The sequence below is a fragment of the Vibrio sp. 2433-A1 genome (assembly GCF_056726085.1).
Genome location: NZ_JBRESC010000011.1, coordinates 40,046 through 62,081 on the forward strand (window position 1 = coordinate 40,046; position 22,036 = coordinate 62,081).

The 22,036-nt window shown below is 44.8% G+C and carries 23 protein-coding genes; 11 read left to right on the forward strand and 12 right to left on the reverse strand.

Annotated elements, in window-relative coordinates:
- The first annotated feature begins 103 nt into the window (after positions 1-103).
- The 5 genes from thiI to rlmM all read left to right on the forward strand — a co-directional run bounded on the left by thiI (position 104) and on the right by rlmM (position 4,940).
- On the forward strand, positions 104-1,552 hold the full coding sequence (thiI, locus tag ACU01J_RS12555) for a tRNA uracil 4-sulfurtransferase ThiI (RefSeq protein ID WP_481086002.1): 1,449 nt from the start codon (positions 104-106) through the stop codon (positions 1,550-1,552).
- Positions 1,553-1,936: 384 nt separating this feature from the next.
- Complete coding sequence (locus ACU01J_RS12560) at positions 1,937-2,857, forward strand: transcriptional regulator GcvA (RefSeq protein WP_481086003.1); 921 nt, start codon at positions 1,937-1,939, stop codon at positions 2,855-2,857.
- Entirely contained in the window at positions 2,838-3,464 is a 627-nt protein-coding gene (locus tag ACU01J_RS12565; protein ID WP_481086004.1) for an alpha/beta family hydrolase, read from the forward strand. The genes ACU01J_RS12560 and ACU01J_RS12565 overlap by 20 nt, the downstream gene beginning before the upstream one ends.
- Entirely contained in the window at positions 3,454-3,852 is a 399-nt protein-coding gene (locus ACU01J_RS12570) for a DUF423 domain-containing protein (protein ID WP_481086005.1), read from the forward strand. Before ACU01J_RS12565 ends, ACU01J_RS12570 begins: the two co-directional genes overlap by 11 nt.
- A complete protein-coding gene (gene rlmM, locus ACU01J_RS12575; RefSeq protein ID WP_481086006.1) occupies positions 3,849-4,940 on the forward strand; it encodes a 23S rRNA (cytidine(2498)-2'-O)-methyltransferase RlmM in 1,092 nt (363 codons plus the stop codon). The genes ACU01J_RS12570 and rlmM overlap by 4 nt, the downstream gene beginning before the upstream one ends.
- Positions 4,941-5,064: 124 nt before the next feature.
- Here the strand turns inward: rlmM and ACU01J_RS12580 are convergent, their stop codons facing one another.
- The 6 genes from ACU01J_RS12580 to queF all read right to left on the reverse strand — a co-directional run bounded on the left by ACU01J_RS12580 (position 5,065) and on the right by queF (position 13,968).
- Positions 5,065-6,585 carry a hypothetical protein gene (locus tag ACU01J_RS12580; RefSeq protein WP_481086007.1) on the reverse strand — a complete coding sequence of 507 codons (1,521 nt, stop codon included), beginning with the start codon at positions 6,583-6,585 and terminating at the stop codon, positions 5,065-5,067.
- Between the two features lie 163 nt (positions 6,586-6,748).
- Positions 6,749-7,519 (reverse strand): flap endonuclease Xni, encoded by a 771-nt coding sequence (gene xni, locus ACU01J_RS12585; protein ID WP_481086008.1) that lies wholly within the window; start codon positions 7,517-7,519, stop codon positions 6,749-6,751.
- Between the two features lie 65 nt (positions 7,520-7,584).
- Complete coding sequence (ppnN, locus tag ACU01J_RS12590; RefSeq protein WP_481086009.1) at positions 7,585-8,952, reverse strand: nucleotide 5'-monophosphate nucleosidase PpnN; 1,368 nt, start codon at positions 8,950-8,952, stop codon at positions 7,585-7,587.
- 214 nt (positions 8,953-9,166) lie between these two features.
- Positions 9,167-10,732, reverse strand: coding sequence for a GGDEF domain-containing protein (locus tag ACU01J_RS12595; RefSeq protein WP_481086010.1), 1,566 nt, complete (start codon positions 10,730-10,732; stop codon positions 9,167-9,169).
- A 103-nt stretch (positions 10,733-10,835) separates the two neighbouring features.
- Positions 10,836-13,109, reverse strand: coding sequence for a tetratricopeptide repeat protein (locus ACU01J_RS12600; RefSeq protein WP_481086011.1), 2,274 nt, complete (start codon positions 13,107-13,109; stop codon positions 10,836-10,838).
- A gap of 13 nt (positions 13,110-13,122) precedes the next feature.
- A complete protein-coding gene (gene queF / locus ACU01J_RS12605; protein ID WP_481086012.1) occupies positions 13,123-13,968 on the reverse strand; it encodes an NADPH-dependent 7-cyano-7-deazaguanine reductase QueF in 846 nt (281 codons plus the stop codon).
- 82 nt (positions 13,969-14,050) lie between these two features.
- Here queF and syd point away from each other — a divergent pair, with 82 nt between their 5' ends.
- Entirely contained in the window at positions 14,051-14,599 is a 549-nt protein-coding gene (gene syd, locus ACU01J_RS12610) for a SecY-interacting protein (protein WP_481086013.1), read from the forward strand.
- Between the two features lie 2 nt (positions 14,600-14,601).
- Positions 14,602-15,378 (forward strand): Zn-ribbon-containing protein, encoded by a 777-nt coding sequence (locus tag ACU01J_RS12615; RefSeq protein ID WP_481086014.1) that lies wholly within the window; start codon positions 14,602-14,604, stop codon positions 15,376-15,378.
- Between the two features lie 33 nt (positions 15,379-15,411).
- Here the strand turns inward: ACU01J_RS12615 and ACU01J_RS12620 are convergent, their stop codons facing one another.
- Genes ACU01J_RS12620 through ACU01J_RS12635 form a run of 4 tightly spaced genes read right to left on the reverse strand, consistent with a single transcriptional unit; the run spans position 15,412 to position 17,780 of the window.
- Positions 15,412-15,591 (reverse strand): DUF2897 family protein, encoded by a 180-nt coding sequence (locus ACU01J_RS12620; RefSeq protein WP_481086015.1) that lies wholly within the window; start codon positions 15,589-15,591, stop codon positions 15,412-15,414.
- An 8-nt stretch (positions 15,592-15,599) separates the two neighbouring features.
- On the reverse strand, positions 15,600-16,277 hold the full coding sequence (locus tag ACU01J_RS12625) for a M15 family metallopeptidase (protein WP_481086016.1): 678 nt from the start codon (positions 16,275-16,277) through the stop codon (positions 15,600-15,602).
- The gene (dapE, locus tag ACU01J_RS12630) at positions 16,277-17,410 is read right to left on the reverse strand and encodes a succinyl-diaminopimelate desuccinylase (protein WP_481086017.1); all 1,134 of its coding nucleotides are present in this window, start codon (positions 17,408-17,410) and stop codon (positions 16,277-16,279) included. The genes ACU01J_RS12625 and dapE overlap by 1 nt, the downstream gene beginning before the upstream one ends.
- Before the next feature lie 22 nt (positions 17,411-17,432).
- Complete coding sequence (locus ACU01J_RS12635; RefSeq protein WP_481086018.1) at positions 17,433-17,780, reverse strand: ArsC family reductase; 348 nt, start codon at positions 17,778-17,780, stop codon at positions 17,433-17,435.
- A gap of 200 nt (positions 17,781-17,980) precedes the next feature.
- Between ACU01J_RS12635 and ACU01J_RS12640 the strand changes: the two genes are divergently transcribed.
- Positions 17,981-18,268, forward strand: coding sequence for a winged helix-turn-helix domain-containing protein (locus tag ACU01J_RS12640; RefSeq protein WP_004413228.1), 288 nt, complete (start codon positions 17,981-17,983; stop codon positions 18,266-18,268).
- A gap of 50 nt (positions 18,269-18,318) precedes the next feature.
- Here ACU01J_RS12640 and ACU01J_RS12645 read toward each other — a convergent pair whose 3' ends face one another.
- Together ACU01J_RS12645 and ACU01J_RS12650 are read right to left on the reverse strand one after the other, a co-directional pair.
- Complete coding sequence (locus ACU01J_RS12645; protein WP_481086019.1) at positions 18,319-18,654, reverse strand: DUF4156 domain-containing protein; 336 nt, start codon at positions 18,652-18,654, stop codon at positions 18,319-18,321.
- Positions 18,638-18,982, reverse strand: a complete 345-nt coding sequence (locus ACU01J_RS12650) for a DUF2956 domain-containing protein (protein WP_481086020.1) — start codon at positions 18,980-18,982, stop codon at positions 18,638-18,640. Before ACU01J_RS12650 ends, ACU01J_RS12645 begins: the two co-directional genes overlap by 17 nt.
- Positions 18,983-19,234: 252 nt before the next feature.
- Here ACU01J_RS12650 and ACU01J_RS12655 point away from each other — a divergent pair, with 252 nt between their 5' ends.
- From ACU01J_RS12655 to ACU01J_RS12665, 3 genes are all read left to right on the forward strand, one after another.
- Positions 19,235-19,693, forward strand: a complete 459-nt coding sequence (locus ACU01J_RS12655; RefSeq protein ID WP_481086021.1) for a DUF2919 domain-containing protein — start codon at positions 19,235-19,237, stop codon at positions 19,691-19,693.
- An 82-nt stretch (positions 19,694-19,775) separates the two neighbouring features.
- A complete protein-coding gene (locus tag ACU01J_RS12660; RefSeq protein ID WP_481086022.1) occupies positions 19,776-20,678 on the forward strand; it encodes a Dyp-type peroxidase in 903 nt (300 codons plus the stop codon).
- Positions 20,679-20,800: 122 nt separating this feature from the next.
- On the forward strand, positions 20,801-21,934 hold the full coding sequence (locus tag ACU01J_RS12665) for a flagellin (protein ID WP_481086023.1): 1,134 nt from the start codon (positions 20,801-20,803) through the stop codon (positions 21,932-21,934).
- The last annotated feature ends 102 nt before the right edge of the window (positions 21,935-22,036 follow it).

Sequence of the window (22,036 nt, forward strand, 5' to 3'; positions counted from 1 at the left end):
TAATCTTGCGCCCTTAGAGGTCAACTCTTATTTTGAATGAGCGGTGAGTACGTCGTTACTCTGCTTATTCTGCGAATTTATTAAACTTGTTGTGAAGTGAATTATGAAATTTATCGTCAAGCCCCATCCAGAAATTTTTGTAAAAAGTGAGTCGGTGCGTAAGCGCTTCACAAAGATTCTTGAGTGCAATATTCGCAACATTATTAAGAGCCGTTCAGAGTCTGTTGCGGTATTTAACCGTCGTGACCATATCGAAGTAACGTCTGAGTCGGAACTCTACCATGCAGAAGTGATCGAGGTACTGACGCAAACCCCAGGTATCCACCACGTACTTGAAGTTCAGCAGTCAGACTTTACCGATCTGCACAACATCTTCGAGCAGGTGCTAGAGCTAAATCGTCCTAACCTTGAAGGTAAGACGTTTGTTGTTCGTGCTAAGCGCCGTGGTAAGCATGATTTTACCTCTATTGAACTTGAGCGTTACGTTGGTGGCGGTCTTAACCAAGCGATTGAAAGTGCGAGCGTTAAGCTAAAGAACCCTGATGTGACAGTCAAAGTTGAAGTTGCGAACGAGAAGCTGAACCAAGTCATCGCACGTTACAAAGGTCTCGGTGGCTTCCCACTTGGAACACAAGAAGATGTGCTGAGCCTGATTTCAGGTGGCTTCGATTCAGGTGTATCAAGTTACCTACACATTAAACGTGGCTCTAAAGTGCATTACTGTTTCTTTAACCTAGGTGGTCCAGCACACGAGATCGGTGTTAAGCAGGTTTCTCACTACCTATGGAATAAGTACGGCTCTTCGGCAAAAGTACGTTTCATCTCAGTTGATTTCGAGCCAGTAGTGGCAGAAATCCTAGAGAAAGTCGATGACGGTCAAATGGGGGTTATTCTTAAGCGTATGTTTATGCGTGCTGCAGGCATGGTCGCTGAGAAATTCAAGATTGAAGCACTTGTTACAGGTGAGGCTCTAGGTCAGGTATCTAGCCAAACGCTGACGAACCTTCGTCATATCGACAACGTAACAGATACGCTGATTCTTCGTCCGTTAATCAACTGGGACAAAGAAGATATCATCAACCTAGCGCGAGATATCGGCACTGAAGACTTTGCTAAGACCATGCCTGAGTACTGTGGCGTGATTTCTAAGAAGCCGACAGTGAAAGCGGTGAAAAGCAAGCTAGAAGCGGAAGAAGGCAAGTTCGACTTTGGTATTCTAGAGCAAGTGGTTCGTGATGCTCGCGTGATGGACATCCGCGATATTGCTAAAGAAACTGAACAAGCTGCACCTGAAGTTGAGCAAGTTCAAGCGGTTGAAGAACATGCCATCGTTGTTGATATCCGTAGTCCGGAAGAAGAAGACGATAACCCACTAGAGATTGAAGGTGTAGAAGTAAAACACATACCATTTTTCAAGCTAGGTACTCAGTTTGGTGACTTAGACCAGTCTAAAACTTATCTGTTGTACTGTGACCGCGGTGTCATGAGCCGCTTACAAGCTCTGTACTTACAAGAGCAAGGCTTCAACAACGTGAAGGTTTACCGTCCGTAGTTTTTGGCTAATACAGTTTGATAGAAAAGCGCAACCCTATTGTTAGGCTTGCGCTTTTTTGTTGATTGCACTTGGTCATTTTCTTGAGACATAAAAAAACACCGCCATATAGGCGGTGCTAAAAAATTTGACAGACAGGTCAAAATAAATACAGGAAGTATATGTTTCGTCTCACTGAGAAACAAAACTGGTAGAAACCTACCGAACTCGAAATACGAGTTTGCAAACACAACATCGCAACAAGAAGTCAATTGATTCAATAGGGAATCAAGCCGTTCTGACTCCGTGCTGCGATGTGAAATATAGAATTTCTCTGGTCGTCAGGCAACGGACATTTTATAATGTTTCAGATAAAAAAAACTAATCTATTTACGGAAGGCTATTATGTCCAGAAGATTGCCTCCTTTGAACTCTTTAAAAGTGTTTGAAGCTGCCGCCCGACATTTGAGTTTTACTCGTGCTGCAGAAGAGCTGTTTGTTACCCAAGCAGCCGTCAGTCACCAGATCAAAGCGCTAGAAGAATTCCTTGGCTTAAAATTATTTCGTCGTCGAAATCGCTCACTTCTGCTCACCGAAGAGGGGCAGAGTTATTTTCTCGATATCAAAGATATTTTCACCTCACTAGCAGAAGCGACTGATAAAGTCCTAGAGCGTAGTGAAAAAGGTGCGTTAACCATCAGCTTACCGCCAAGCTTTGCTATTCAATGGCTTGTTCCTCGCTTAGCGGATTTTAACCAACAAGAACCGGATATTGATGTTCGTATTAAAGCGGTTGATATGGAGGAAGGCTCCCTAACTGATGATGTGGATGTCGCCATTTATTACGGCCGTGGTAATTGGTCTGGTTTGCGTGCTGATAAGTTGTATCAAGAGTTCTTGATCCCGCTTTGTTCACCTTCATTACTTTTAGGTAATAAGCCATTAGAAACTCTAAGTGATTTAAAACAGCATACGTTACTGCATGATACCTCTCGTAAAGACTGGAAACAGTTTGCCAAGTTGAATGGCATCGAAGGGGTAAATGTTAATCACGGACCGATCTTCAGTCACTCGACTATGGTTCTGCAAGCGGCAGCGCATGGCCAAGGGGTTGCACTTGGAAATAACGTTCTGGCTCAACCTGAGCTCGAAGCGGGTCGACTTATCGCACCGTTTGATGAAGTGCTGCTTTCGAAGAATGCGTTTTACGTGGTGTGCCATGATAAACAGGCCGATATGGGGCGTATCGCGACATTCCGTGATTGGATGCTAGCCAAAGCGCAAAGTGAGCAAGAGGAGTTACTGGATGAGTCATTACCTGATTGATGGTGAACAGGGTAACCCTCTGTTTCTCTTTGCTCATGGCGCAGGTGCGGGTATGGACCATGCTTTTATGGAGTCCGTGGCGAAAGGGTTGGCGAAGAGAGGCATTCAAGTGGTGCGCTTTAATTTCCCCTATATGGTCAAACGAGCTGAAGATGGTAAGAAACGTCCACCGGATAGAGCGCCTAAGTTGCTTGAAGCCTATCAGGCTGTGATCGCAGAGTTTGCTGACAATGGACCGATTGTTATTGGCGGCAAATCAATGGGTGGACGTATGTCGAGCTTACTGACTGAAGAAGCGAATGTGGCGGGTGTTGCTTGTCTTGGTTTCCCGTTCCATCCTCCGGGTAAACCAGAAAAGTTCAAAGGCGAGCACTTAGCGACGTTGGCAAAGCCGACCCTTATCCTCCAAGGGGAGCGTGATACCTTCGGAAAGAAAGAAGAGTTTGATGTTTTTGAGCTCTCTTCATCAGTCCAGGTATGCTTCATTGCTGATGGTGATCATAGTTTTAAACCGCGTAAGAGCTCTGGACATACTGAGTTAGGCAATATTCAACTGGCAGTAAAACATCTGGCTGAGTTTATTTTTGAGGTGTACGGTGAAAAGTAAATATCTGCTTGCTGTCGGTGGGCTTCTAAGCGGAGTCGGGGTAGCCTTGGGTGCCTTTGCTGCGCATGGTTTAAAGAAGTCGCTATCACCTTACTTACTCGACGTATTTCAAACGGGCGTGCAGTACCAATTTATTCATGCAATGGCTATTTTGCTCTGTGCTGCCCTGCTAAAGTTAAAATTGCCTTCTAAGTCACAAAAATATTTCGCCCTAGCCGCAATTTGCTTTATCATCGGCATCTTTTGTTTTAGCGGCAGTCTTTACGCACTCGCATTAACGGGCATTAAATGGTTCGGACCGATTACCCCATTTGGTGGTATGACGTTTATGCTTGGCTGGGGCTTGTTCGTTTATGCAGCGCTACAGATTACAGAGGTGAAACAGTGAAACAATTAATGCTCTACTGCCGCAGTGGCTTTGAGAAAGAGTGTGCCGGTGAAATTCAAGATCGCGCGACTCAGCTAGAAGTGTTTGGTTTCCCTCGTGTGAAAAAGAACAGCGGTTACGTAATTTTTGAATGTTACCAAGATGGTGATGCGCAAAAGTTAGTGAAAGAGCTTGATTTCAAATCACTTATTTTCGCTCGTCAAATTTTCGCTGTAGCCGCTGAGATTCAAGAACTGCCTCGTGAAGACCGTATTTCGCCAATTCTTCATGATTTAAGCTTTGTAGAGACCATGCCTCGTTGTGGTGATATTCGCATCGAAACGCCGGATACGAACGAAGCCAAAGAGCTATTGAAGTTCTGCCGTAAGTTTACGGTTCCAATGCGCCAAGCATTGCGTGGTAAAGAAATCCTTTTCCCGAAAGACAGCCCGAAGAAACCAGTACTGCATATTTGCTTTGTTGGCCCGACTCACTGTTTCATCGGTTATTCGCTGCCAGACAACAACTCCCAGTTCTTTATGGGTATTCCACGTCTGAAATTCCCAGCAGATGCGCCAAGTCGTTCGACACTAAAACTTGAAGAAGCTTTCCATGTGTTTATTCCTCGCGATGAGTGGGATGAGCGTTTAGCTGCAGGTATGTGGGGCGTTGACTTAGGTGCTTGTCCTGGCGGTTGGACTTACCAGCTTGTTAAGCGTTCGATGTTCGTTCACTCGGTAGATAACGGCATGATGGCGGACAGCTTGATGGATACTGGCCAGGTGAAACACCACCAAGAAGATGGCTTTAAGTTTGAGCCAGCACGTAAGAACGTGACTTGGTTAGTGTGTGACATGATTGAGAAGCCATCACGTGTCGCACAGCTCATGGGTGAGTGGATCATCAGTGGTTGGGCAAAAGAAGCGATCTTTAACCTTAAGCTGCCAATGAAAGGCCGCTATGATGAGGTTCTTGAAGATATTGAAAACTTGAAGCTATTCCTGATTGAAAATAAGGTTAAGTTTAAGCTGCAAGCAAAACACCTATACCATGACCGTGAAGAGATCACGGTGCATGTTCAGTGTTTATCTAACATCTCACCGCACTAGAGCCTGTCAAACTGTAAGTATCACCAAAAACGCTCCTAAATGAGGAGCGTTTTTTGCTTTTCCAACTCTAACCAATAGGCTATGTAGAGCTAAGGGCAAGGTGATATATGAGTTGGGAATGGTATTAATTTGATACGCACACTAAGCCCCGATTAGTTCCCAGCGGATCTTTCATTGATGTCCATTTACTGTCCATATTGTCGTGGTTAAAATCTAGTTGCCAAATTACATAGCCGACCGGTTCGTCACTACTTAAAAAGTGGGTATGGGTTAGTTCGTTAAGTTTATCGTTCTGACGAAGATAATCCCAAAATTCTAGGTATTCGGCTTTGGTTGCTAGTTTAGAACCATAATCACTACATAGCTTGCGAATCTCCCAGCCGTTTGCACCAGATTTTAAAACTTCATTGTCGAGAACAGTAAACGTTTTACCATTGGTCGAATATTGTGGCGATGTGACAAAGTCTTGCGTAGTGATGGCAATCGTTGCCATATAGTCTTCACCTTTAGCACGAGCCATAATGTACAACGGGGCATCTAACTTTTTAGCAAACTTAAGTGTGACGCTGTTGTCGTTTGTGGAGTGAGTGGTTGTCACTTCTGCTGTTCGGTGGGATAAGAAATCAATGATAATTCCATCCGGTGGAGAGATTGTGTCTGGATACTCAAAATGCAGCGTCAGGGTATTATCTTGTCGCGTTTCTTTGGTTATTACCAGTGAAGGAATTTTCAACTCACTTATATTACGGCGTTCGCTATCACTAAAATGTGTATCTAAGTAGGATTCTGCTAATCCCCCCCATTCATCACCGTTGGCAGGAGAAAACGCCCAAGCCGATTGAGAACCATAGGTCCAGCCAGTGTTATGGGCAAAGCCATAAGCATGGGCGACTTCATGCCAAACGACATTATATAGGCCATTTCCGTAATCTTTATAATGCAGAGAGTCGTTTGGATCAAGGTACTCATGCCAATAAGAGGCCATTCCTCCTTGGTCAGAGAAAAGGTCGTCTAAGTTCGGTGTGTTACCACCGCCCATTCCTTCTGCAGCATAGTGGCTGTTCATCACTTTCATACGCAGTTGATGGTTTTTCATACTGTATTTTAGGTAACCAAGGTCTGCATAGCTAATGCCTTTATTTGTATACTGGCTGCAGACGTATTTATGACACTCATCCGCGTCACTAAAGTAACGGTTTAGCTGTGTGCGCAAGCTACGTCTGTTAAATGCATTATGCATATTACTTAGCACAACCTCATAGATCTCACGTTCATTTGAGTTTGGTGCAGAATAACAGGCTTTGTCAGCAGATTTAGGACAAACGACTTTATCAGGGTCTGTCATATCAACTTGGGGCGTAAACATACGTAGTTGGTTAACAACCTTAATGCCTGTGAGTGTTGCGGTATTAGAGGTGTATGTTGCTTGTTTGTAAGCCGGAAGCGTATCAGGAAGCTTGAATAATGCTATTTTTGTTGTTCCGCCTATTGTAGCGGTAAAGGAGTTAATTGTTTGTGGGGTTTTGTTGGTAATAGTGATGGAGTTATTATTGGACTCGGTCACTTCAATATCTCCAAACTTAAACTGATCGGGTTTTGTTATATCTGTTATCGGGGTATCGCGTTGTAGTTCTACGCTTTCCATAGGATCAGGTGAAATAGAAAAGCTTTGACTAAAGCTAGTTCCTTGATTAACTGGGGGAGTAGAGTGTTTCGAGTCACCGTTGCACCCTGCTAATATGATAGGGCATAGGCAAAGAAGAAGCGTTTTTGGTGAGAACATATTACCTCGGTGTTTTTATTGCAGATTAGCTCGGAGTATAACGTAAGTCTTGTAAATTGAACCCAAGCTCTATATCTGTTTTAAGCGCTGCGATCTGTTTGCATTTTCGCGCAGATTCTATGTGTTGGTCTAGCTTTATACGATATTTGGATGGTAGCTCTTTGCTAGCATAAGCTTGTTCAATATCGGTGAATTGAGTTAGGATCTCTTTGGCTGCTTTTGGCCCTATACCCGGTACGCCAGGCACTTGGCTTGAGCTAATTCCAGTTAATCCCCAGTAATCTGAAAGCTGACTTGGCTTAACACCAAACTCTTTCTCAATGAAGGGTTGATCTAACCAACGATGCTGGAAGTAATCTCGGATCTGCAGGGTAGGCGACAGCAACTGACAGTAGCCTTTGTCAGTCGAAATGATCGTGACCTTCTCATTATGGCTAGCCACTTTGATCGCCAGTGTTGCGACTAGATCGTCCGCCTCGTCGCCATCAGACAGCAACGAATCTATGCCCAGTTGCCACCACGCATCTTGGATCGCTTCCAAGCCATTCATTAATGGCTCTGGCATTGGTTTACGATTCTGTTTGTACTCAGGCCAGATTTCTGCACGCCAACCTCGCTCTTGCAGGTGGTGGTCAAACACTGCAATGATATGGGTCGGCTGAGACTCAGATAAGATTCGATTCAGAGTACGAGAGGTAGTCGTAATGGTTCTTGCTATATCGGTAGGATCTGGCTGTGCAGAGTGAACTCGGCGAATAAGATTTAACGCATCGATGATAACAAGATGAATAGACATACAAATCAAAAAAATAAGGGCATGAAGCCCTTATTGTATCGGATAGTGTTTAGATTACCAGTCAGTCACTGGCTGGTGGTCTTGATTTGGTAACAAGGTTCGTAAGCTGTGCCACCTGGTAGCTTCATGCGGTCTTGCTCAACAAAGTCTTTCAGTAGCTTGTCCATCTTCTTCATCAGATCAACGTCGCCATCGAGAATAAATGGACCATGGCGTTCGATTTCTCGAATTCCTTCCGCTTTAACGTTACCTGCAACAATGCCAGAGAATGCTTGGCGTAGTGCTGCCGCGAGGTTTTCAGGGCGTTGATTAAGGTGTAAATCTAAGCTCGCCATGTTGTCATGGGTTGGGTCAAATGGCAGTTGGAACTCAGGCTCAATTTTTAGTGACCAGTTGAAGCTGTATGCGTCACCAGTATCTTTACGGTGTTGGCGCACATCGCCCATACGTTGCTTCATGATTTGCGCGACTTTCGCAGGGTCATCAACCACAATCTGGTAGTGTTTCTGCGCCGCTTCACCTAAGGTATCGCCAATAAAGCGGTCGATAGAACGGAAGTATTGCTCACTCTCTTTTGGACCCGTTAGCACAATTGGTAAAGGTTGATCAGCATTATCTGGATGCATCATGATACCAAGGATGTAGAGTAGCTCCTCGGCAGTACCAGCGCCACCGGGGAAGATGACGATACCATGGCCCATACGAACAAACGCTTCGAGACGTTTTTCAATATCGGGCATGATGACTAGCTCATTGACGATAGGATTTGGCGGCTCTGCGGCAATGATTGATGGCTCGGTCAAGCCAAGATAGCGCTGCTCATAGTAACGCTGTTTAGCGTGGCCAATCGCTGCGCCTTTCATTGGGCCTTCCATTGCGCCTGGGCCACAACCCGTACAGATGTTCATTTCACGTAGGCCAAGCTCGTTACCCACTTCACGTGTGTATTGGTACTCGATAGCGTTGATGGAGTGACCACCCCAGCAGACCACAAGGTTAGGTTCGATGCCCGGAGTTAGCGCGCCAGCATTACGCAAAATACCAAACACTAGGTTGGTGATATGCGAAGCATTAGTGAGGTTTAGACGTTGGTTATCCGCTAGGTGCATGTTGACATAGACAATGTCGCGCAGCACAGAAAACAGGTGTTCTTGGATCCCTTTAATGATTTCACCATCAACAAATGCGTGTTCAGGAGCATTGCTTAGTTCAAGCTTGATCCCACGCTCACGGCGTACCACGTTGACGTCAAAAGATTTGTATTTATCCAACAGCTCTTTGGAGTTGTCGGTATGGCTACCTGAATTGAGCACCGCGAGCGTACAGTTGCGGTATAGCTGGTATAGATCACTAGCAGCGGTCTTCTTAAGGCGCTCAACTTCAAGTTGAGAGAGTAGGTCCATACTACCTGCTGGACTAATATGCGTGATCATAGTGACCTCCTTGACTAGCAACTCACAAGTCGTGAGTAAAAGCGTTGTTGTTATTATTGTCCTTATGCGTCGCTGTTATATCTGCGTTTTTGCGACGGGTTTCTTAAGCTTAGCAGGTTTTTGCTGATAGTGAAGCTAACTAACTGATATATAAAGGTGAGTCACAAAATGAAGTGGAGGGAACTAGATTTTTGGAGCGTGAATATTAATAGGCTTAGCGCCATACGAGTTGGTTTTTACCCAGAGATTTCGCTTCATTGAGGCATAAGTTGAGGCGCTCTAGGAGCTCTTCAGGGGTGTCTGAATCTTTAAATGCGGTACTGGCTGCCGAAAGCGTAATCATCAAATTGCGGTCACGGAACTTAAATGGCAGTTTCGAGACTTGGCTCTGAATGGTCTGAATTAAGCTAAATGCATCGCTATCTGTGACTTCTGGAAGTAACAGGATGAACTCTTCCCCAGAGAAACGTGCAACAGTATCCGTGTCTTGTAGCTCTTTTTTGATCGTGCGAGCAATGATTTTCAGTGCCTTGTCACCCGCGCTATAGCCAAAGCTATCATTGATTGCTTTAAAGCAATCAATATCAAGAATGACGACACGTAGCGTATGCTGCGCGCGAATCCAGCGGCGGTATTCGAGCTCAAGTCGATCGCCAAAAGCGGCGCGATTGTACACTTTGGTCAGTGGGTCGAGAAGCATACGCTGGGCTTGGTCTTCTAAACGGCGGCGGTAATCTTGGGTCACTTCAAACAGAGCTTCCAGTTGATTCTTGCCGTAATTCATTCTTTCTAAAAGCGCTTGTTCGCGTTGTTCTGCATGTTTCAAACGCTCGGTCAAAGAGTTGAGCTGATCAAGCAGCGGATTGACTTGTGTCTTTAATCCGGCCAAATCTTCTGCGTTGGTGACTTTTTCTTGAGTGACACTAATTAACTCACCCAGCTCTGTGCTCATCTCTTGGCGAGTATCAAAATAACTTTGAGATTGCTGAACGTTTTGTGCTGAGCTCTTTAGTGAAGAGGCAAGAGATGAGTTCACTTGCTCAAGGAATTGCTCTGACGTTTTACGCTCATAGCGCGTGCCTTCTATGACCAGCTTTAATGTCTGCAGGGTGAGTTCAAGTAGCGTATGACTATTGACTCCCGTCAGCAATTTAGCACGAATATCCGCCAGAAGATCGCCAGATTCACCTTCGAAATCAAGTTCCGTAATTAGGTGTTGTAGCTCTTCTGATAGACGTAGCTGCAGTTCACGATCGGCGCTGTTGGATACTTGGTTGATGCTGTAATCAGGATTAGAAGTGATGATCTTAACAGAACGTTCGTAAAGGCTTAGTAGTCGCATTGCTTGTTCTGATTTTGGGTGCGACAGTCCGTTGGAGTAGCTGAGTAAATCGCGCAGATCACGTTTAATCTTAGCGGGCAGGCCCGTTAAGCGTAGCAGCGTTTCTCCGCTGTTTTTGATCTGCGTATCTAGGTGTTCACTCTGGGTGTCCATAGCCAAGCCTTGTTGTTTTAGCAGACGTTCTAATACCGCAAGTTTCGGTATAAGAGTACTGACGTCCTGCTGTTGTTCGATAGCTTGAGTGAGTTCCATTAGACCCGCTTGAAGACGCGGATTCTCACTTTTATAGGCGTTACTTAGCGACGCAATGATGCGCTGAAGTACCTTCTGTTCTCTTTTAAATTTGAACGAAGTGTCCCTTTGTGTCAATCGAACTTGTTCCAATTGAGATTTCAGGTTGTGCAGCTGTGACTGAAGATCTTGTTCGAGAGCGCCCATGAAATATAAACTTAAAGATATAATCTACTTCTATTTATTAATCTGTAGATAATATCAAATAAATCACGGGCGTCACGACTTACTACGTTTGTTTGATGAGCTTTTATTCATCTTTTAATAGTTTTTTGATGCTGTCCTCATTCTTGAACGAAGAGTGTACTTTTATTAACCCTTGGTTTATCGAATGCTTGCAGGCCTTGCGAATATTACCTGTTGCTAAACTAGCCGCAGGCGCGTTATCGATCGCTCTTAGGTAGACCCACTGACTGCAGTGTTCCTTCATGCTTAGTGTACGCGCAGTACTGGTAGACATCAGTAGCACATCAATTAGTTCCTTATCATTAACGGCAGTATAAGCCCTAGGTAGGAACGGATAATCAGCCATACCAATACGAATGATGCGATTTAAAATACGCTCTGGTTCGAACTCCATTATCCACTGTTGAATTTTTTCAAACAGTTGTTCTGGGTCGGTATTACGTTCGCTATTTGGCTCGATATAAAGCAAGTTGGCGTCTGAAAAGTGGTAAATACGAGCAGGATGCTCAATGCGTTGTTGCAGGAATTCACCGAACGCACGCTCCAGTTTAAGACCGTCTTGGTAGCCGTGTTGCAGATACATATTACGTAGGAAAGGCACGTCAATCATTACAAAACGTAGTCGGTCATTAAGCGGCTCATGGATTAACTCACCCACATGCCACTTTTCAAATTTATGGCTACTCTCTTCCAAAGAAGCTGGCAACTTAGCATTGAGCATGCGTAGATTCTTCAGCCCAGAACGAGAGTGGGTATAAAGGTCTTCGTTTAGCGTATCAAGCTCGTCTTTTTGGACATTGATGACATGACCACGACGTAACAAGAACATGAACAGCAGTGCTGAGAGCACAAACAGAGTTAAGGTGATCTTCTTGAACTTAAGATATTCCGCGTGGGTTTGTTCAAGCTCTTCTTTTTGACCACTTAAGTGCAAGCTTTGCTCGACAAAGTCTTTTTGCTGGCGGAAGGCATCTTCACTTATCATATCCAGCTCTTGCTGTTCAATCGTGGCTAACGAGTTGTAGGACAGCAGGTATTCAAGCGCCATCTTATATTGACCACTTTGTTCATTGCCTAAGTAGAGCAATTGATAAGCGGCTTTTTGAGTACTAATGTCCTGCTCTTTCTGCGCAATCTCTAACGCTTTCTGTGCGTTTTCTAAGACTTTATCCGACTCACGCTTATGTCGAGCCAGCCCTGCCTCCAGTAAGTATGCATAGGCTTCTAAGCGAGGGATGCTAGCATATTCTAGTAGCTCTTCTGCTCGGTTTAGATATTGCTCGGCCAAAGTGTAGTTAACCAGTTGCAAATAAGTGGCAGCTAAAGAGATGCGGATTTCAATCACGCTCTCAATGTTGTTTTGCATGCGCTCATGATCCATTGCATTAAAATAATGAACCAGCGCGAGGTTATATTTGTTTTGGTGGTAATAGATATCGCCCATGCGCTTTAAGATAGGCGCAATCATAGGGGAGCTCTGGTAGTTGTCGTAAAAATCAGCCGCCTGAGAAAAGTGGTCATTGGCTTTATCCAGTACGCGGCGTTCGTAAAATAGTTGACCCAAAATACGGTTTACTTGAGCCAGTTGCAGGGCAGAGTCCGTTTCAATCGCTTTCCAGTAACTGATTAACAGTTCTGATAGAGCGCGGTTGTATTTTTTGTTCTGCAGTAAGTGCTTACCGACGGTGGCGTGGTACTCAATTAGAGTGCGGGTTGACTTGGAGTTATCAACGTAAGGCTTTGCTTCTAGGTACAGCTTGTTGGCCACATCGACTTCACCTTCCGCAGAGGCAATATCCGCTTTTAACATGGTCATCTTGTATCTAAGGCCACGGGCGACAAGCTGAGTATTATTAATTTTTGAGTAGCTCTGTTCGAGCTTTTCGATTTTCTTGCGCGCCGCAATCGCATCTTTATCGATGCTCCAAGTCAGACGAGTTTCAAGTAAGTCGATATCGATCTGCAGGTATGGCAGTTTATAGTTAGTGGCAATGTCTTTGGCTTCCGCTAAATGCCTTAACGCACTTTCTTGACTGCCAAGGTTAAACTCAGCGCGTGCGAGAATACGCAAGGCATCAATAGTGCCACCTGGGGTGCGTGTACGGCTATCGGTTTCATCGCGAGAGATAGCCGACGGGCTTTTTTCAGTTGTGTCAGAAAGCGTACGCTGAGCTAGGTAGTTTGCTGCTAGTTTTTTTGCTTGCTTTGGCACCACTTCAACTAAGGTGTTTGCCTCATTCAGCACTGTTGATGAGTAGATTGTACTGGTGGCTAATAATGGTGATGACACAATCAGCAATAGCATGCCTATAATTCGTTCCCAGCGTACATTTAACATCCTGAGTAAATCCCTATTGACGCGCCATGCGTTGGTTGTGGTTTGGTTGAGTGCGAACGTTAGAGCGGTATGGGTTAATGTCTAAACCACCGCGACGAGTATAGCGTGCATACACGGTTAACTCGCGTGGCTGACAAAATTCCATAATGTCAGTGAAGATGCGCTCAACACATTGCTCGTGGAACTCGTTATGTTCACGGAAAGAGACAAGATAGCGAAGTAATGCCTCTCGGTCGATCTGTTTACCTGTATAACTGATCTCAACGCTGCCCCAGTCAGGCTGGTTGGTGATCAGACAGTTGGATTTGAGTAAGTGACTGTGAACACTTTCTTCTACATTGTCACCTGTTGCTGCTCCTGTCAGTAACGCGCGGTCGAAATCATAGCTAGTGATCTCGATCTCTTGGTTATCAATGCACTCTCCATCCATAGTGACAATCACAGAATCTGTGTAATCGACCACAGAGCGAACCGTCACACTCACTTCTTCACCGGCGCAGTGAGACAAATCTTTGATCAGCGTTTTTTCAACGTCATCCCAAGTAGAGAAGCGTGTCTGATTAAAACTGTTGAGGTAGAGCTTGAATGACTTCGACTCGATAAGGTTTGCGCTGGTGGCGGGAATCGAGACTTCACCGACCGCTACTTGAGGCAAGCCGTTATCATTAAGCCATGACAACTCGTACAGCGTCCAAATATCGCAGCCTTGGAACGGTAGAGTATCGCCGAGATTAAGGTCATCACGGTTCAAACTACGCGGTACAGGTTGGAGTAGGCTAGGGTCATATTGGTTCGCGTATTCAGTCTTTTGACCCAAGGTTAGGCCAGCAAGCTCTTTTGCATCAGAATATTTGCTCATACTTTTGTTCATTTTCTATTAGAATGACGAGAATTTTACGCAATCCCGCTGTTAAAAGCGAATATTCATGTTGGAGAATCTAATGGCTGATAATGCCTTGCAAGCGTTGCTCTCATTCAGTGAAAAATACCGTCAGGCGCACCTTGATGCTTCGGGTCATTTACCAAAAAGCGAAGAGTTGGTCGACCTTGTGTCACCTTGTGTCGAAAGTAAAACTGAACAGGCGGTAGAGTGGCAAGCTTGTCAGCGTGATGAGCCAGCCGATTTTACCAATGTAGAAAACGGTATCGAGCTTACCCTGCATGAAGACATTAAAACTTTCTACGGATCTCAATACAGCGCCGATATGGAGGCAACGTGGCAGGACAATGAGTTAACGCTACTGCAAGTATGGAGCGACGAAGACTTTGTTCGCTTACAAGAAAATATTCTAGGTCATCTTGTTACTCAACGCCGCTTAAAGCTTAAACCAACAGTATTTATTGCTGCGACAGATGCAGAGTTAGACGTTATTTCTATCTGTAATATCACTGGTAACGTTATTTTAGAGCGTCTGGGTACCGACAAGCGTGATGTACTGGCTCAGGATGTTGCGGAATTCTTAGCCAACCTTGAAGCTGTGGTGTTGTAATCATGTACGTTGTAGAGCTTCAGTTTGAGTGTTTTGACAACACCACCGTGTCGGCCGTTGATAAAGCGATTAATGGTTTGATGGATGCGCTTCGATACAATGGTCAAGTGCTTGGCCGTGAATTTCCAATCGTGATGGGCGATGGTGAGTTTTTTGTTCGTGTGGTTTGCCCGGAGCAAGATAGCTTACATCCTAAATACCATTCTGATTTCGTTAAAGTGTGTCTCAATCGTTTATCGGAGGCGAGTCTATTAGCCCCCAAAATGCGTATGCTAGGCCGAGATCTTAACTCAGAGGAAGCCGCTGAAGATGAGTCGCCAAGTTGGCAAGTGCTGTACACAACGTATGTCCATACGTGTTCTCCTTTGCGTTGTGGTGAAACCTTACTGCCAATCCCACTTTACCGAAATGGCGCTACCTTAAACGGCGATCATAAGGCTGTCGTTAAATGGCAGACCGAGTGGCAGGCTTGTGATGAGATCCAAATGGCGGGAGGGTGTCGCGCGGAACATGCGGCACTGCATGAGATTTGTGATGCAGACAGTGTGTTGTTCAAGCGCGGTTGGGATTTACGCGGCCGTATTGAATACATCACGAAAATTCCGACGTTCTACTACCAGTATCGCGTTGGTGGCAAGAGCCTTGCGGATGAAAAGGCACGTAAATGTCCGAAGTGTGGTGGTGAGTGGTTGCTAGATGAGCCACTGCACGACATCTTCTACTTCAAATGCGATGACTGCCGAATTGTATCGAATATGTCGTGGGATCATATTAAGTAGTGATACCAGATTTGACGCAATAAAAAAGACGCTCTATGGAGCATCTTTTTTTGATTCTTCAGACTCGTCAATATGGTCATCTGAGTCACTTTTCTTTTTTTTTGCACTCTGGCCAAATTTCATGGTGGCGGTATATTTAAGTGCGGCAATATTACCGATCACAACGCTCAATACGATAACAATGATAACCCAAGGGTTGAAAAGTAAATCCATTTCGCTACCTATTGATGTATGTTGCTAATAAACTGATTGTAGATCGTTTCCAGTTGGCCTAACACTACTTGTTTACCCAAAATGGGAGCAGACGCGAGTTGCTCGGTAAGAAGAGTTGGTGTTAGCTGTTGCAAGCACTGCTTGGTCGTGGCTCTATGGCTAATATGCCAAGGCTCGGGAGCGACGCCGCCTTTATCATGTGCATAGGGGAAGAAGAAGCCATGTTGCTGAATATTTTCCCTTAGCCACAGATAGAAGCTTTGTTGGTGGCCTGTCAGGTATTCCCAAGGCTCTAGTTGAAGCTGGGTATCTTTTGGTAGACTGCCACGATCGAAAATATCGAAATCGGTTCCCCAATGATGACGACTGCCACCTGGCAGCGCCGACCAACGTAAAATCGCCATCACCTTCTGCTGCTCCGTTAAAGTGTCAGTATTCAGTGGTTGGCTGTCACTATCTAAAATGGCCGTTTTGCCTGCCATTTTATTATTCCAAATTGTCATCTGACGCTCGAAATTGCGAAAGCCGCTGGCGATATTGAGGTTGAATCCCGCCCGAGTTGCTGACTGTTTCAGTGCGAGTATATCTTGACTCACTTTAGCGTGAACCAAGAACGCTTTTTGTCCGACAACAGTTTCAACCAAGTGAGTTTGTGTCTGACCAGTCAGTTGTTCGGGCGTCATCATTAGGCTAATAAGTTTTCTAGTGTTTTCTGGTACATGTCGGTTAGCTTCTCTAAGTCATCAACCTTCACGCATTCGTTCACTTTGTGAATAGTGGCGTTAACAGGACCAAGCTCTACAACCTGACCACCCATGCGGGCAATGAAGCGGCCATCTGATGTTCCACCTGTTGTCAGCAATGCTGGTTTTGTTTGGTTTACCGCATCGACGGCATCGACGACAGCATCCAGCAGTGCGCCTGTGTCGGTAAGGAATGGGTCGCCGTTGAATGACCACTTCAAGTCGTAATCGAGATCATGCTTATCTAGCGTTTCAGTCACACGTGATACGATGGCATCGTTATTTAACTCAGTGCTAAAGCGCAGGTTGAATTGAACGTTGAATTCACCTGGAATCACGTTTGAGGCACCCGTTCCGGCGTGAACATTTGGGATCTGAAAACTGGTTGGTGGGAAGTATGCATTACCTTGGTCCCATTCCGTTGTCGCCAGTTCATGAATCGCCATCAGTGATTGGTGAACAGGGTTTTTCGCCAAATGCGGGTAGGCAACGTGGCCTTGAATCCCTTTCACGGTTAAATCACCGGTAATAGAGCCGCGGCGGCCGTTTTTAACTACATCGCCAACAATCTCAGTACTTGAAGGTTCACCTACAATACACATGTCGATGTTTTCACCACGCGCCATCAGCGCTTCTACAACGCGAACCGTACCATTGATGAAAGGGCCCTCTTCATCAGAGGTAATCAAGAAACCAATCGAACCTTTATGATTTGGGTTGGCGGCAATGAACTGCTCAACGGCAACAATCATACTGGCTAGCGAGCCTTTCATATCCGCCGCGCCGCGACCGTGTAAGAAGCCATCTTTAATAGTGGGCTCAAAAGGAGGGGTATCCCAAAGCTCAAGTTTACCGGCTGGCACAACATCCGTATGGCCAGCGAAAGCAAACAGGGGCGCTTCACTGCCACGGCGAGCCCAGAAGTTCGTCGTATCTTCAAAGACCATTACTTCAATTTCAAAACCAAGCGCCTTTAAACGCTCAATCATTACATCTTGGCAGCCTGCATCTTCTGGTGTGACTGATTGGCGGCTAATTAAATCTTTTGCGAGAGCCAGAGTTGGGCTGTCTGTCATCCTTGAAATCCTTTCAAAAAAATTATGAGAATATTGCTGTGTACTGGTCAGCTTTAAAACCTAAGTGGTAGCTATCACCAGTGACAAGAATAGGGCGCTTAATCATTGCAGGTTGCTCAACAAGAAGCTCAATCGCATTGGCTTCATTTAGCGAGTCTTTTTGCTCTTGGGTCAGCTGACGGTAGGTTGTGCCGCGCTTGTTGAGTACATTCTCCCAGCCTAGTTGCTGACAAAATGTTTCAACCATTGCTTTATCAACACCTTGTTTGCGGTAGTCGTGAAAGCTGTATTCGACACCTTCTGCTTCTAACCATTTCTTGGCCTTTTTTATCGTGTCGCAGTTAGGAATGCCATACATAGTGATTGTCATTGTAAAACCTTTAGAAGTACTTTTTTATTATTCAAGCATCCTATCAGGAAGTGAATAGAGAGACAAAAGTGTGATGGATATATTTCATTGGGCAAAAAAAATGTGTTTCAAGCAATGACGATCGTAGAGTTTTTGATCAAACTCAACACATGACAAAGCAAAACAGAAATAATGACTCTAGAAACTTATAGGAGGTATCAATGGAGTTGAGTCCTGTTTTTGCGAGGCGCTTGTATCTTGCATTATTGGTTGAAAACTTAGAGCGCCCAAATGTCCCGAAACTCATAGAGCAAACAGGCTGGCCACGTCGAACCATTCAAGACGTAATTAAAGCGCTACCTGGAATCGGCATTGAGCTGATGTTTGTACAAGACGGTCGACGTCATAATGATGGCTATTACCAACTATCCGATTGGGGACCATTTGATAGTCAATGGGTTACTGAGCGAGAATCAGATATAGCCGCAAGCTTAGGCTTTAAAGCCTGATAAATAAAAACCTAGTGTGTCGCACTAGGTTTTTTTGGTTTTGAGGTTAGCTAAGGGCAGGTATAGGCGTTGCCCATGACGGTAAATGAGGTGGCAAAATCTTGTGGGTTGGTCAGGTAAACCGTGTTGCCACCAAGCAGGCTAGCTTGATTCTTCATATCGTTTAACGCCCCACGTATGAGCACATCGTTAGGGAAAAAGAGATAGCTATACCAATGTCCCTCACTGCCAGTGACTTCACCGAGCCACTGGCAATCTTCGGCATTAAACTGAGAGTCTAACCTTAGATGCACTGGCTGCGCGCTTGGCTTTAAGGTGTTCATTGGCGTAGTGCAACCACTGATGAGTAGCAGTGCTGAAAAAAGTAGACTAGTTCTGGCTAACATAAACAATAAATCCTATCCAACTTATCGCTAATAGTGCCCAAGGAAGTAAGGCGTTTTTGTTGCCCGTTTCTTGTGCGTAAACTTCTTCCGTTACGATCTCTTGATTGGATTGTTGAGACTGTTGTTTCGATTTCTGGGCTTTCTTTTTCGCTTTATCTGCTTGTCGAGCGCGTTCTTTTTGCTGTTTTTTGTATTGGGCGATACCTTTTTCAATACCTTGAGCAACCAATTTCGTTTGCTCTTTGGTTTGTCCTGGCTTTTGAGTCGCTTTAGCTATTTTCATCGCTTCTGTTTGCGTTTCTTGTGAGGGAACGACTTTGTTTTTCATAGTGATAGGTCTTGCGAGATCAAAGATAGTTTTATCCTATCACGATATAATTCCAACATACTGTACAAAATCATGAGTCTTTGAATGAAACGTATTTTGCTCGCCAGTTTTTCCTTGTCTGTTCCTTGCTCTTTCGATTATACGGTGCATCAAAGGATAGCCTTCAATTCCTTTGCTCTTACCATTTACTGATAGAAAATTGCGTCAAATGGTATAGAGTAAAGCTAATTTCAAATCAGTAGTTACCGATCAGTGCGTTACGCAATAGAACAATATGATAAGCATGGCTTTTTAAAAGCCCCGAAGCTGCTTTGGTTTAGCTGGTTGTTTTTAGCTAAAGCTTGGATAGTCTTTGTCGTGGCTGGTGCAAGTCGAGAAAGTGGCAGTAAGATTCTTTCAATTGTCTACCCAGACAACACCATGCTCTATTTGGGTCTTGCGATGGGGGGCCCTAGCATCGCTCTGATGTGGCTTGTCAACCTGCGCAGTCCTGAACGTCATTGGGTGAATCGATTTGTTGCTTGGGGGCGAAGCATCACGCTTGTGACCGCTGCTTTGCAGTTGTCCCAGACCATGTATCATGTGTATTTGGTACACGGCGCATTCAGTTGGGCAAATGGGGCGGTAATGTTACTGCTGCTATGGTTAATTATTTATATCGCAAGAAGCCGCAGTGTGAGAGACAGTTTTCATAACCCTCCAATGCAGTGATCGAAGCAAGCGATGATCGCTATCAATACTTTGAAATCAAAACGAAATACACTGAGCAAAAAAATTAAGTGAGGAACTCATAATGTCATACCCTCAAAGCGCAATTCTTCCTGAAGCAGGACCATTTGCACAATACACTTTGTTGAAAGTGAACCAAGATGTTCAAGGCGTGTTAGCTCAGCTGCAAGCACTACCGGCACTGGTTGAAGAACTTAATGCTAAACAGCCTGGTGCAGAGCTGACATTGTCAATTGCATTTACTAAAGCCTTTTGGGGCAAGTTTGATGTCTCGGTTCCTAGTGAGTTGATTGACTTCCCGCAATTAGGTGAAGGTGAAACAATCGCACCTAGCTCAGATGTCGATGTTTTGATTCACTGCCACTCTAATCGTCATGATTTGCACTTCTACCTACTGCGTAAGTTTTTCGCTCAGGTTTCTGAGAATGTGTCAGTGGTTGATGAAACTTACGGTTACCGCTACCTAGATTCGCGTGATATGACCGATTTCGTTGACGGTACAGAGAACCCGAAAGATGCTCAACGTGAAGAAGTGGCGATTGTTCCACAAGGCGAGTTTGCTGGTGGTAGCTATGTGATGGTGCAGCGTTTTATTCACAATCTTCCATCATGGAATCGTTTGAATGTATCAGCACAAGAGAAAGTGATTGGCCGTACTAAGCCTGACTCTATCGAGTTAGATGACGTACCTGCTGCGTCACACGTTGGTCGTGTTGATATTAAAGAAGAAGGCAAAGGCCTTAAGATTGTTCGCCATAGCTTGCCATACGGCAGTGTATCAGGTGAGCATGGTCTGCTGTTCATTGCTTACTGTAATACACTACATAACTTCAAAGCGATGCTAGAGAGCATGTATGGCGTAACGGATGGTAAAACTGACCAACTGCTGCGCTTTACAACCGCTGTGACAGGGGCTTACTTCTTTGCTCCTTCGGCACCGATGCTACAGAGCTTAAACGTTAAGTAGTACCACACTGAATTTTAAAAAAAACCGAGGCCAAGTGCTTCGGTTTTTTTATGCAAATTCCCTTAAAGAATAGTCCAGTTGGCCGATACAAAGAGTAACTGAAAGAAGGAGATCGCTTAATCATGGCCATCACTGTTAATACCAATGTCTCTGCAATGACGGCGCAGCGTCACCTGACGAATGCGACGGACTTGCTCAACCAGTCGTTAGAAAGGTTGGCATCGGGCAATCGTATTAATAGTGCCAAAGATGATGCTGCGGGTTTGCAAATATCCAATCGCCTTGAATCTCAAATGCGCGGGCTTGATGTTGCAATGCGTAATGCCAACGATGGTATTTCAATCATGCAAACCGCAGAAGGGGCGATGAACGAAACCACCAACTTATTGCAGCGTATGCGAGATCTATCATTGCAATCTGCTAATGGCTCAAACAGTCGCGCTGAGCGAGATGCGTTACAAGAAGAAATGGGCGCTTTAAATGATGAATTGAATAGAATCGCAGAAACCACCTCTTTTGGTGGTCGAAAATTGCTCAATGGCTCATTTTCCTCTTCTTCTTTTCAGATTGGTGCAAGTTCTGGTGAAGCGGTACAAGTCTCATTAAAAAACATGCGCTCAGACAGTTTAGAGATGGGCGGGTTTAGCTATATTGCCGCAGGTAAAGCGGACAGTTCCTGGCAAGTTCCTCAGGGAGGCCAGAAGCTAATCATGCAATACACCAATGCTAAAGGTCAGCAAGAGAGCATCAATATAACCGCTAAATCAGGCGACGATATTGAAGAGTTAGCGACTTATATCAATGGTCAAACGGACAAAGTATCAGCCTCTGTTAATGAAGAAGGGCAACTGCAAATCTTTATGGCAGGTAAGGAAACTGCAGGAACGATTTCCTTTTCTGGTGGGTTGGCGAATAAGCTTAATATGAACCTGGCTGGTTATGAAGCGGTTGATAACATAGATATTTCTGATGTTGGGGGGGCACAAAGGGCTGTCTCCGTTCTCGATACCGCACTCAATTATGTTGATAGCCATCGAGCTGAACTTGGTGCAATGCAAAATCGCTTTAATCACGCCATCAACAATTTGAGCAATGTGAACGAAAACCTGTCAGCGTCCAATAGCCGAATTAAAGATACCGATTTCGCGAAAGAAACCACCCAAATGGTTAAGCAGCAAATTCTGCAGCAAGTGAGTACATCTATCTTGGCGCAAGCTAAGCAACAACCAAATCTAGCGATAACGCTGCTCGGTTAATTTAAGGCAAGAGAGCATTATCGACAGCCGAAGCGAAAGCTTTAGCGAAAAAATGACTTTATTAACGTTTAATCACGCTTTTCTCATCAATAGAACTTTTTT